This window comes from Pseudomonas congelans (assembly GCF_900103225.1).
GTDB classification, from domain to species: Bacteria; Pseudomonadota; Gammaproteobacteria; order Pseudomonadales; family Pseudomonadaceae; genus Aquipseudomonas; species Aquipseudomonas congelans.
Genome location: NZ_FNJH01000011.1, coordinates 1 through 12,746 on the forward strand (window position 1 = coordinate 1; position 12,746 = coordinate 12,746).

The window sequence follows — 12,746 nt, forward strand, 5'->3', positions numbered from 1 at the left end:
CATTGGAACCACCTGATCCCATCCCGAACTCAGTAGTGAAACGATGTATCGCCGATGGTAGTGTGGGGTTTCCCCATGTGAGAGTAGGTCATCGTCAAGATTGAATTCCAGAAACCCTCTTCGCTTACGCGTCGAGGGTTTTTGTTTGTCTGGGGTTTGAGAAACCTCTGCACTCTCCTGAACTCATAACTCCATCTCTCCGGCAGTCATCCAGACCCACGTGCTTATGGCAATCCGGCGCGCTTGCCCTTATGGTTCGGCATCAGGTTCCACGCACCCGTCAAGGAAGCAAGCATGTCCGTTACAACCTCTCTGAGTGCAGGCTTCATGGTGGTTCAAGGCAACCGCCCGGATGAACTGCGCAGTCTGGTTGTGTCCTGGATGCGGCGATATCCATTGGCGCCCCTGGAAAACGAGATTGCTCTGGTGCAGAGCAACGGCATTGCGCAATGGCTGAAGCTGGCCTTGGCCGAAGATGCTCAGGATGAAGATAACGGTGGCTGTGGTATCGCTGCCGCCATAGACGTCCAGTTGCCCGGCAGTTTCATGTGGACGCTGTATCGCATGGTGCTGGGAGGGGATGAGATTCCCCAGACTTCGTTGCTCGACAAGACCCCTTTGACTTGGCGCTTGATGCGCTTGTTGCCCTCGCTGATCAATCAGCCACACTTCGAGCCTCTGCAGCGCTTTCTGACCGACGACACTGACCTGCGCAAGCGCTATCAATTGTCCGAACGCCTGTCCGATCTGTTCGACCAATATCAGGTTTACCGCGCTGACTGGCTGGAAGACTGGGCCGCTGGTCGCCATCAATTGCGCGACGTACTAGGCCAGTCCAGACCACTGTCAGCCGCCAATTGCTGGCAAGCCGAACTGTGGCGCGCGCTGCTGGATGATGTCGGTGCTGAAGGGATGTCGCAGAGCCGCGCAGGCGTGCATCAACGCTTCATCGAGCGCATCGGCAACATGACCGAAGCGCCGCCGGGCTTGCCGGCACGGGTCATCGTTTTCGGCATTTCGTCACTGCCGGCACAAGCACTCGAGGCGTTGGCAGGGCTGGCCAGATTCAGTCAGGTTCTGCTCTGTGTCCACAATCCGTGCCGTCACCACTGGACCGATATCGTTGCTGACAAGGACCTGCTGCGTCACCAGTACAAGCGCCAGGCGCGCAAGAGCGGGATGCCGATGGTCCTCGACCCGCAAGCGCTGCATCAGCATGCTCACCCCTTGCTCGCGGCCTGGGGCAAGCAGGGACGTGATTACATCAACCTGCTCGACAGCCATGACGACCCACGCAGCTACCGCTCCTCGTTCAAGGACGAGCGCATTGACCTGTTCAGTGACACGGAGCCCACCACCCTGCTGAACCAGTTGCAGGACGATATTCTCGAGCTGCGTCCGCTGGATGAGACCCGTGAGCTCTGGCCGGCAGTCGATCCTCTTGAGGATCGCTCGATCCGCTTCCATGTGGCGCACAGCGCACAGCGCGAAGTGGAGGTGCTGCATGACCAGCTATTGGCGAGATTCAGCAAAGACCCCGGCCTGCGCCCGCGTGACGTGATTGTCATGGTCCCGGACATCGACAGCTATGCCCCGCACATACGAGCGGTATTCGGGCAGATCGAACGCGAAGATCGTCGCTTCATACCCTTCACGCTGGCTGACCAGGGCCAGCGCGGCCGCGAGCCGTTGCTGATTGCTGTCGAGCATCTGCTCAAACTCCCGGACAGCCGTTTTCCGGTCAGCGAAATTCTTGACCTTCTGGACGTTCCAGCCTTGCGAGCACGCTTCAGGATTCAGGAGCGTGACCTGCCAACGCTGCATCGCTGGATAGAAGGCGCAGGCATTCGTTGGGGCCTTAATGCTCAACAGCGTGCAGGTCTGGGACTGCCTGATGCCCTTGAGCAGAACAGCTGGCATTTCGGCCTGCGCCGAATGTTGCTGGGTTACGCCGTAGGGGCCGGTGCAGCTTACGACGGTATCGAGCCTTACGATGAGATCGGCGGGCTTGATGCGGCGTTGATCGGTCCGCTGGTCGCGCTGATTGACGCTCTCCAGGTCGCTCATACGGAGTTGTCGACACCCACGACTCCTGAAGCGTGGGGTGCCCGCCTGCAATCCTTGCTGCAGTTGTTCTTCCTCGCCGACAGCGAGCATGACGACTACCTGCTTGCCCAGCTGGAAACACTGCGCGAGAACTGGCTGGAAACCTGTGCAACGGTAAGGCTGACCGATGAACTGCCGCTGACCGTTGTGCGTGAGGCGTGGCTGGCCGGGCTCGACCAAGGGCGCCTGTCCCAGCGTTTTCTGGCGGGCTCGGTCAACTTCTGCACGCTGATGCCCATGCGTGCCATCCCGTTCAAAGTGGTCTGTCTGCTCGGTATGAACGACGGCGATTACCCGCGCGCGCAACCGCCGCTGGATTTCGACCTGATGGGCAGTGATTACCGCCCCGGCGACCGTTCCCGACGTGAAGACGATCGCTACCTGTTGCTGGAAGCGCTGCTCTCGGCCAGAGACCAGTTGTATATCAGCTGGGTTGGCCACAGCATTCGTGACAACAGTGAGCGTCCTGCTTCGGTGCTGATCGGTCAGCTGCGCGATCACCTCGCCAGCGGCTGGAAGCTGGCTGGCGAGACCGATCCGGACGTTAAACAGGATGATGAGCGCTTGCTGAAAGCCCTGACGGTGAATCACCCATTGCAACCCTTCAGCGCCAATTACTTCCACGCCGGCACGGGGTACTTCAGCTTCGCACGCGAGTGGCGCCTGCTGCATGAAACCGACCTTCAGCTGCCCGTGCCCCAAGCGCTGCCCGCTCATGAACAGGAAGAACCGCTGTCCATTGCGCAGTTGCAGGATTTCCTGAGAAATCCGGTAAAGCACTTCTTCAGCCAGCGCCTGAAGATCTATTTCGAAGTCGCTGAAGCGCCGCTCGCCGATGAGGAACCGTTCGTGCTCGACGCCCTTGAGCGCTACGGCCTGAGTGAAAGCCTGCTTGGCGCTGGCATGTCCTCGCCGGACGACATGGATGCTGCTCTGCAGACTCAGGCGCTGAAACTGCAAGCCAGTGGTCTGCTGCCGCTCGCAGGTTTCGGCACCTTGATGCAGAGCGAACTGATCGAGCCGCTGCCGGACGTACTCAGGCGCTACCACGATCTGTTGACCCTCTGGCCCGAGACCCTGAGCAGCGCTTTACCGATCGGTTTCAGCCATGCGGGTGTCAGCATCGACGGCTGGCTGGGCGGGCTGCACCGTAACGCCCGCAGCGAGCTGTTGCTGGTCACCGCCATTCCCAACAGCATCGGTTCGAAAAAGACCCGCAAGTGGCACCGGCTGATTCGGCCGTGGGTCAATCACCTGGTGGCGTGCGCCTGTGGTCTGCCGTTGAGCACGGCGCTGGTCGCCAGTGATGAAACCCTGATGCTTGAGCCGCTGGACAAGGCAGCCGCCGTGACTACCCTCAATCACTTGCTGACGGCCTGGCTGCGCGGCATGCAGGAACCTCTTCCGATCGCTGTCAAAACCGCCTTTGCCTGGTTGGGCCAGCCCGCCGACAAAGCCGAAGCGGCCGCCCGCAAAGCCTACGAAGGTGACGGACAGACCACCGATGGCGAGCGTCGCGAAAGCACGGCACTGGCTCGGCAGTTCCCGGACTTTGACGCACTGATGGACAGTGAAGAATTTGCAGGCTGGTGCGAGACGCTTTACAAACCGATTTACGACGCGCCCTGGCAGTCGTTGTCCGGCGGAGAAGGCAGCGCATGAGCGAGCAATCCCTTCCACTCGCGCTGCGCTTTCCACTGCGCGGCAGCCAGTTGATCGAGGCCAGCGCCGGCACCGGCAAGACTTTCACCATCTCCGCTCTGTACTTGCGTCTGGTACTCGGCCACGGCACCGAGCAGTCCGGCTTTGGTCGTGAACTGCTGCCGCCGCAGATCCTTGTGGTGACCTTCACCGACGCCGCGACCAAAGAGTTGCGAGACAGAATTCGTACCCGGTTGGCGGAGGCTGCGCGGTTCTTTCGTGACGAGATCGCCGCCCCCGATGGCCTGATTGCCGAGCTGCGTGAGCAGTTCGACGCGTCGCTATGGCCAGCCTGCGCCAGCCGTCTGGACATTGCCGCACAGTGGATGGACGAGGCCGCGGTCTCGACCATCCACAGTTGGTGCCAGCGCATGTTGCGCGAGCACGCATTCGACAGCGGCAGCCTGTTCACCCAGACGCTGGAAACCGACCACAGCGATTTGCTCGGCGAAGTCCTGCGCGATTACTGGCGACGCTTCTGCTACCCCATGAGCGGCGACGCATTGCTCTGGGTGCGGGAAAACCTCAGCGGCCCGGCAGCGTTATTGCCGCGTGTACGAGGTCTGTTCGGGCGTGAGCGCAGTCCTCTCACGCAGGAACCGGCCGAACTGATCGCGGCATCATTGCAAGAGCGCCGGGCAGCGCTTGCCGCGCTGAAAGCGCCTTGGGCCGTGTGGGCTGACGAGCTGTATGCGCTCTGTCAGGACGCCGTCGCCCGCAAGGCTGTCGATGGCCGCAAGATGCAGGAACGCTACTTCAAACCCTGGTTTGAAAAGCTTGCCGCCTGGGCTGCTGACGACACGCAGGAAGCGCTGGACCTGGGCACTGGTTTCACTCGTCTGACCCCTGAAGGTATTGCTGAAGCCTGGAAGAGCGATCCACCTGCGCACCCGGCCTTCGAGGCGATGGCACAGCTGAAGGCGGCGCTCGACGGCTTGCCCAAACCGGATGCTGCCGTGTTGCAGCATGCGGCGCAGTGGGTCAGCGCGCGCTTTGAAGAAGAGAAGCGTCGCCGTGCCGAGATGGGCTTTGATGACATGCTGCTCAGGCTCGACGCCGCCCTGCATGGCGCTGGCGGCGAGCGTCTGGCCACCCTGATTCGCGAACAGTTTCCGGTGGCGTTGATCGACGAATTCCAGGACACCGACCCGGTCCAGTACCGGATCTTCGACAGCATCTATCGTCTCGAGGCCAACGATGAGCAGACCGGGCTGTTCCTGATTGGCGACCCGAAGCAGGCGATCTATGCCTTTCGCGGCGCCGATATCTACACCTACCTGCGTGCCCGCCAGGCCACCGATGGCCGTTGGCATACCCTGGACACCAACTACCGCTCCAGTCATGCGATGGTCGACTCGGTCAACCATGTCTTCACGCGCGCAGAGCAACGTGAACAAGGTCGCGGTGCGTTCCTGTTTCGTGACGAGCAAGGCAATCAGGTACCGTTCTCCGATGCGCTGGCGCAAGGCCGCAAAGAGACACTGCACGTCGACGGTGCACCCCTGACGGCGCTGACGGTCTGGCATCTGCAGAGCGACCAGCCGGTGTCCGGCGTGGTTTATCGTCAACAGTTGGCAGCCAGTTGCGCCAGCGAGATCGTGCGTCTGCTCAATGCCGGTCAGCAGGACCGTGCCGGTTTCGTCACGCCCGACAACGCACTGCGCGGGCTGCGTCCGGCCGACATTGCGATTCTGGTCCGCGACGGCAAGGAAGCGCAGGCGGTGCGTCAGCAACTGACCACGCGTGGTGTGCGCAGCGTGTACCTGTCCGACAAGGATTCGGTGTTCGCCGCTCAGGAAGCCCACGACCTGCTGTCCTGGCTCAAGGCCTGTGCCGAGCCGGACTCCGAACGCACGCTGCGTGCCGCGCTGGCGTGTATCACGCTGGACCTGCCGCTGGCCGAGCTGGAACGCCTGAATCAGGACGAACTGGCGTGGGAGCGGCGCGTTATGCAGTTTCGTGGCTATCGCGCCATATGGCGCAGCCAGGGTGTGCTGCCGATGCTGCGCCGTCTGCTGCACGACTTTGCCCTGCCACAGACCTTGATGACCCGCAACGACGGCGAGCGAGTACTCACCAACCTGCTGCACCTGTCTGAATTGTTGCAGCAGGCTGCCGCCGAGCTGGATGGCGAACAGGCGCTGATCCGTCATCTGGGCGACCACCTGGCACTCTCCGGTCAGGCCGGAGAGGAGCAGATCCTGCGTCTGGAAAGCGACGAGCAACTGGTCAAGGTGGTCACTATCCACAAGTCCAAGGGGCTGCAGTACCCGCTGGTGTTCCTGCCGTTCATTTGCTCGTCGAAGCCTGTGGACGGCAGTCGCCTGCCGTTGCAGTTTCATGACGCCGACGGCAAGTCCCAGATCAGCCTGCAGCCTACCGAGGCGCTGATTCAACAAGCCGATGACGAACGTCTGGCCGAAGACCTGCGCTTGCTTTACGTTGCCCTCACCCGATCGGAACATGCCTGCTGGCTGGGCGTCGCCGACCTCAAGCGTGGCAATGCCAACACCTCGATGCTGCATCGTTCGGCACTGGGTTACCTGCTGGGCGGTGGCGCAGCGCTGGCCGAGTCGACGGAGTTGAGCGTCTGGCTGCGTGATCTGGCCCAGGGGTGTGAGGCGATTGCCTTGCAGCCCGTTCCTGAACCCACCGACGAGCACTTCAGTGCGCCGCGCAACGCAGCGGCGCTGGTCAAGCTGCTGGTGCCCAAACGCCGCGCTGCCGAGAACTGGTGGATCGCGTCCTACAGTGCCCTGCGTATCGGCGACACGGTAACGGCCGGTGCCGATGAATCACCTGACAGCCCGCAGGCACAGAAACTGTTCGACGATGAGCGCCTGGACCCCGAAGCCCCGCGCGACATCCTGACCAGCGGCGGCGATATCCATCGTTTTCCGCGTGGCCCCAATCCCGGCACCTTTCTGCACGGGCTGCTTGAGTGGGCTGGCAACGAAGGTTTTGCGATGACGGCACACGCGCCGGAGAAACTGCAGGACGCCGTCGCCCGGCGCTGCAATCGGCGCGGTTGGGCAGGCTGGATCAATACCCTGAGCGATTGGCTGCAACACATGCTGAACATGCCGATGCGCCTGTCACCGGATGCTGCACCGGTGGCCCTGAGCGAGCTGGATCAGCCCAATCAGTACCGTGTGGAAATGGAATTCTGGTTCGCCAGCAATAACGTCAACGTCGCGCAGATGGATGCCTTGGTGCGTCGCTTCACCCACGACAACGCACCGCGTGCTGCGACCGAGACGGTCTCGCTCAACGGCATGTTCAAGGGCTTTATCGACCTGACGTTCGAACACGAGGGCCGGTATTACGTGGCGGACTACAAGTCGAACTGGCTGGGCAGCGACGACAATGCGTACACCCAGTTGGCGATGGAAACCGCCATTCTCGACAACCGCTACGACCTGCAATACGTCCTCTACCTGCTGGCCCTGCACCGTCAGCTCAAGGCGCGAATGGCCGATTACGATTACGACCAGCACATGGGCGGCGCGTTGTACCTGTTCCTGCGGGGCAGTCGCTCGGCCTCTCAGGGAGCGTATTTCACCCGTCCGCCACGTGAGCTGATCGAAAGTCTGGACCTGTTGTTTCAGGGCAAACCGATAGCGCATGACCTGCCGGGAGCATTGGCATGAGCCGCTCGTTCGATGATCTGTTGCCTACCGCGCTGGACGATATCAGCCTCGCGGAGTTGAGCCCGCTGACGCGTGTCAGCGATCTGCTGATCCTGCTCGAACGTTGGGTCGAGCGCGGCTGGTTGCGTGCTCTGGACAAAGCGTTCGTCGCGTTCCTCAGTGATCTCGATCCGCAGGCCGATCCGTTGGTGCTGGTGGCTGCGGCGCTTACCAGCCATCAGCTCGGCCACGGTCACGTCTGCCTTGATCTGTACGAGACCCTCAAAGAACCGGACTTCGCCCTGTCACTGCCACCCGAAGGCGATCAGCAGAGCGCGCCGATGCTGCTGCCCTCACAACTGCTGGCAGCACTGGATGGCGCTGCCTGGTGTCAGGCGCTGGCAGACAGCATGCTGGTCGCCGAGGTCGGCGATTCAAGTGCCGAAGCGCGACAAAAACCATTGGTGCTGGCCGAGCGGCGTCTGTACCTACGTCGCTACTGGACTTACGAACGGCGTATCGCTGCAGCCTTGCGTCAGCGCCTGGCCCAGCGTGAAACGCCGCCGGAGGATTTGGCGCAGCAGCTCGACGCGTTGTTCGGTCCGGCCGATCCCTCGCCACAAGCCGTCATCGACTGGCAGAAACTTGCCTGCGCGCTGGCCACCCGCAAGGGCTTCAGCATCATCACCGGCGGCCCCGGCACCGGCAAAACCACCACGGTGGTGCGCCTGCTGGCTTTGTTGCAGGCCCCGGCGGTACAGAGTGGCCAGCCGCTGCGCATCCGTCTCGCGGCACCTACCGGCAAGGCGGCGGCACGTCTGACCGAATCCATCAGCCAACAGGTGCAGAGCCTGGATGTCAGTGACAACGTACGGCAGAAAATCCCCAGCGAAGTAACTACCGTCCACCGCTTGCTGGGCAGTCGCCCCGGTACCCGGCACTTCCGCCACCATGCGGGCAATTTACTGCCGCTGGACGTGCTGGTGGTTGATGAAGCATCCATGATCGACCTGGAAATGATGGCCAATCTGCTCGACGCACTGCCGCCGCATGCACGCATGGTTCTGCTGGGTGACAAGGACCAGCTGGCGTCCGTTGAGGCGGGGGCGGTACTGGGGGATTTGTGCCGCGACGCCGAAGAAGGTTTCTACAGCCCCGATACCCAGGCCTGGCTTGAAGCCGTCAGCGGCGAAGACCTCGGCAAGGGCGGTTTGCGCCAGGGCGATGCGCAGCAGCATCCGTTGGCCCAGCAAGTGGTGATGCTGCGCCACTCGCGTCGCTTTGGCCAGGGCAGCGGCATCGGCCAGTTGGCCCGACTGGTCAACCAGCAACAGGACCAACAGGCCCGCGCGCTGCTGTCGGCAGGCAGTCATGACGACCTGTTCGCCCTGGCCCTCAAGGGCGAGCAGGACCTCAAGTTTGAACGCCTGGTTCTCGACGGTCTGGGCAGGGGCGAGCAAGGCCCGCAGGGTTACCGGCATTACCTGAACATACTCGCTGCCGAGCGTCCCGCCGATGATTCGGCACTGGACGACGCGTGCTGGACGCGTTGGGCGCGCTCGGTACTCAGCGCCTTCGACGCCTTTCAATTGCTTTGTGCCGTACGCAAAGGCCCGTGGGGCGTGGAGGGTTTGAACCAGCGCATCACTCACGCGCTGTTCAGCGCGAAGCTGATCGAAAGCGAGCAGCAATGGTACGAAGGTCGCCCGGTGCTGATGACCCGCAACGACTATGGCCTCGGCCTTATGAACGGCGACATCGGCATCACCTTGCGCCTGCCCGAGCGCGACGGCGATGGCAAACAGGTATTGCGCGTCGCCTTCCCCCGCAACGACGGCAGCGAAGGCGTACGCTTCGTCCTGCCCAGCCGCCTCAACGAGGTAGAAACCGTGTACGCCATGACCGTACACAAATCCCAGGGCTCGGAATTCGCCCATACCGCCCTGATCCTGCCCGAAGCGCTCAACCCGGTACTGACCAAGGAGCTCATCTACACCGGCATCACCCGCGCCAAGCACTGGTTCAGCCTGATCGAACCGCGCCAGGGCATATTCGAAGAAGCCCTGCGCCGCAAGGTCAAACGCCTGAGTGGGCTGATGCTGGGGCTTTGATCATGTCCGGGCTGTCCGGCGATTCTCTACCGGGCAGCACAGATACGACGTCTAGCGTCATAACCCCTATGCTCTTCAACCGGGTTAAGGGGCAACTGAAAAGGCCAAGGTGTAACTGCATGGCGGCGGATAAAGCGTGTGCTGTGGTTCTGCGGAACCGGGGAGTGCTGGAAATTCTGGCATTTGAGCATCCGTTGGCGGGCCTGCAATTGGTCAAGGGCAGTGTGGAACCAGACGAGTCAAGTGGCGCGGCTGCTGTGCGGGAGTTAATGGAGGAGGCAGCTATTAGCTCCATCTACCAACGCAGTCATGGGAGTGTCTTTGTGTTTACTCATTGGCTGTGCCGAGTTTGACGTGGCGCTGGTAGCACGCCTCAGGGCTGGAAGGGGTCTGGTCGCCCCGGACACTGTTTCAGACGAGCAATGACGTCAGGCGCCGTCTTGGCTGTGTCGATCCTGCCGATATCATCAAGATAGATGTCTATCATCCGCCCCCATTTCGGCGTTACGTAGAAACACCTCTGAAATCCCTTGTCGGTCCACCAGTCGAACCTCATGAAGAAGTCCCCATCAGGGAATATGTAGCTGAACTCAACGGCTGAGCCGCCTTGCCTGATATCGCCCCTGTGGATTCTGTCCTGAGTGTTCCACACGTATCGAAACTCCTCCTTGCTATTCGGAGAAAAATTGACCGCTACGACCGGAGAGGCAAAATACCAAAAAGCCACAGGAAGGATGACGAGTAGAAGAAGCATCCAACGGCCATATCGGATCTTGGGTTTATGGACAGGCATGTATTTGGACTCCTTTACCCCATGCCTGGGGCGGTACTGCAAGCACTTCGTCCATGATCATCTTGGCCGTGATGCCTCCGTTGGGATGTTGTTGATAGAGCTTCACCCCAATGCTAATAGATATTCGGTCGGGAGCATCATCCCAAGCCCTCAGGCCATCGACATCACCGGAGCGGTTCGGACCGGGTAGTTCCCATTGAGCCTTAGGCTTTGTAAACACCTCATCAACCTTCCGTCCAGCGTCTGAAATTATCTGCTCGGCTCCGGCGCCATCCAATAGAGCGCTTTCGGAGAGACCCCCAGCCATGCCTACATATCCGTAATGGACGTTGGACCAGATGTCATAAAAATACTCGTACTTGCCTTGTTTGTGCCAAACACCACCAATTGTTCGACGGATGATCGGCTTGTGATCCCACGGGCGATTCTGACCAACACGTTCTGCCCAGATGGCAAAGGCCTTTGCTTGCATACCGGACGCCATGCTGTAAAAGTCCGGGCCGGGACCAAGGCGCAAGTAAAATGGAAGCGCCTCATACTCCTTCATCTTTACCGCCGCATCGAAGCTATTGAGGTCTCTCATCTGTCGAACTGTGGGACTATTGATGTTGGCGTTCATCTCTCCAGCAATATAAGTCGCCAGCTCTTCCATCCTGTCAGGGTGTTTGCAAACAACAGGTTCCGCTTTTGACTCAGGCTGCGCATCTGACTTCTTACCGGCTGCCTTGGGATCTACCAAGGCATTCGCCGCCAAGGCTTTCTCCGTGAGCTTCGGGTCAGACAACAAGGTCGCCATCTTCTCGTCGTCCACGGAACCGTCTGGCCGGAAAGCCCCCAGCGCCATGAAGTCAATAATGCTCGCGCCGCCAGCGTCGCCCATGACGAAGCCGCCACCAACATTGCCTGAGCCCGTGGTGATTGTCCCGCCGTGACTGGTGGGGCTTCCCAAGTGGGCCATAGGACGGCCATTCACCAGAATGGAAGGAAAACCTGAAGTGATGACCGCCCCGCACCCGCAGGTATCACCCACACGTGCCGTGCCCATGCCGTTGATGTTGACGTCACCGGATGCAGAAGCGACAGACAGTGTACCGTGACCCGGTAATGGGCAGGCGTGCCTGTCGCCCAATCGAGCTGAAGAAATCATTGCATGCCGTCCTTGCGTCTTTGATCCGTAGACAACAACCAGCGTTTAGTTGACGCGTGGGAGGCTACCGGAAGCGTAAAAGACGGTATGTAGGGCAAGTCTCAATTTTGCGCAGTACCTTGAGAATCTGATCGAAAAGTCGGTGTGACCTCAATGAGAGCGAACTCGCATCCGTGTCACAAGCTGTCTACCCCGCTACTATACGGTTACCTGGTCCCTTGAAAATCTGTCACTGAAGGAAGCGAATAGCGCGGTTTTCCCCCAACAAAAACCCCTTATTCAACTCCGTCACCTCCCGAATGTAATCCCACAGCAACGTGATCCGTTTCAGCTTGCGCAGGTCCTCCCTGCAGTACATCCAGAATTGACGAGTGATGTTCACTTCTTCCGTCAGCACCGGCAGCAGCCGTGGGTCTTGAGCGGCGAGGAAACATGGCAGGATGGCCAGTGCGCGGCCCTGCAGGGCGGCGGTGTATTGGGCGATGACGCTGGTGCTGCGCAGTTGTGCCTGGGCGTTGGGCAGCAGATTGCTCATGTACAGCAGCTCGGAGCTGAACGCCAGGTCGTCGACGTAGCTGATGAAGACGTGCTCGCTTAGGTCCGTCTTGTGTTCGATGAGCGGGTGGTTGTCGAGGTAGGCCTGGGTCGCGTACAGACGCAGGCTGTAATCGCAGAGTTTGCAACACACGTAGGGGCCGTGTTCGGGGCGCTCCAGGGCGATAACGATATCCGCCTCGCGCTTCGACAGGCTGATGAAGTGCGGCAGCGGCAGGATGTCCAGCGAAATGCTCGGGTAGCTGTCGAGAAAGTGGCTCAGTTGCGGGGTGATGAAGAAGCTGCCGAAGCCTTCGGTGCAGCCCATGCGGACATGCCCGGACAACGCGACGCTGGACCCGGATACCTGCTCGCAGGCCATGTGCAGTGTGCTTTCGATGGACTCGGCATAGCCCAGCAGGCGCTGACCTTCGGCGGTCATGATGAAGCCGTTGTTGCGCGATTTCTCGAACAGCAGTGTGCCCAGCGAGGTTTCCAGCGAGTTGATACGCCGCGACACGGTGGTGTAGTCAACGCCCAGGCGCCGGGCCGCGCTGCTGACTTTTCGAGTGCGTGCCACCTCGAGGAAAAACTTCAGGTCATCCCAGTTCAACAACCCCAGGGAGGTGATGTTTTTTTGCATGTTGACCCTGCTTTTATCTGCATTCTTGTTAGAAGTTTGCACATCTATACTCCAAAGCACGCCCCCTGACCAATTCAAAAAC

General features: G+C 60.5%; 6 protein-coding genes, 1 rRNA gene and 1 pseudogene. 5 read left to right on the forward strand and 3 right to left on the reverse strand.

Translation table 11 applies throughout. From position 1 onward, the window contains the following. From rrf to BLR20_RS27585, 5 genes and pseudogenes are all read left to right on the forward strand, one after another. Positions 1-100: ribosomal RNA gene (gene rrf, locus BLR20_RS24385) — 5S ribosomal RNA — on the forward strand; the annotation flags it as partial. Between the two features lie 194 nt (positions 101-294). Beyond that, a complete protein-coding gene (gene recC / locus BLR20_RS24390) occupies positions 295-3,768 on the forward strand; it encodes an exodeoxyribonuclease V subunit gamma (protein WP_054992702.1) in 3,474 nt (1,157 codons plus the stop codon). Then, on the forward strand, positions 3,765-7,457 hold the full coding sequence (recB, locus tag BLR20_RS24395) for an exodeoxyribonuclease V subunit beta (protein ID WP_054992701.1): 3,693 nt from the start codon (positions 3,765-3,767) through the stop codon (positions 7,455-7,457). Before recC ends, recB begins: the two co-directional genes overlap by 4 nt. Beyond that, a complete protein-coding gene (gene recD, locus BLR20_RS24400; RefSeq protein ID WP_054992700.1) occupies positions 7,454-9,547 on the forward strand; it encodes an exodeoxyribonuclease V subunit alpha in 2,094 nt (697 codons plus the stop codon). The genes recB and recD overlap by 4 nt, the downstream gene beginning before the upstream one ends. 119 nt (positions 9,548-9,666) lie before the next feature. Beyond that, a pseudogene (locus BLR20_RS27585) lies at positions 9,667-9,861 on the forward strand (NUDIX domain-containing protein); the annotation flags it as partial. Between the two features lie 59 nt (positions 9,862-9,920). Here BLR20_RS27585 and BLR20_RS24410 read toward each other — a convergent pair. The 3 genes from BLR20_RS24410 to BLR20_RS24420 all read right to left on the reverse strand — a co-directional run bounded on the left by BLR20_RS24410 (position 9,921) and on the right by BLR20_RS24420 (position 12,664). Further along, positions 9,921-10,340, reverse strand: coding sequence for a hypothetical protein (locus BLR20_RS24410; protein WP_054992699.1), 420 nt, complete (start codon positions 10,338-10,340; stop codon positions 9,921-9,923). Continuing rightward, positions 10,327-11,487, reverse strand: coding sequence for a polymorphic toxin type 44 domain-containing protein (locus BLR20_RS24415; protein ID WP_054992698.1), 1,161 nt, complete (start codon positions 11,485-11,487; stop codon positions 10,327-10,329). The genes BLR20_RS24410 and BLR20_RS24415 overlap by 14 nt, the downstream gene beginning before the upstream one ends. Positions 11,488-11,716: 229 nt before the next feature. Beyond that, positions 11,717-12,664, reverse strand: coding sequence for a LysR family transcriptional regulator (locus BLR20_RS24420; protein WP_054992697.1), 948 nt, complete (start codon positions 12,662-12,664; stop codon positions 11,717-11,719). Between the last annotated feature and the right edge of the window lie 82 nt (positions 12,665-12,746).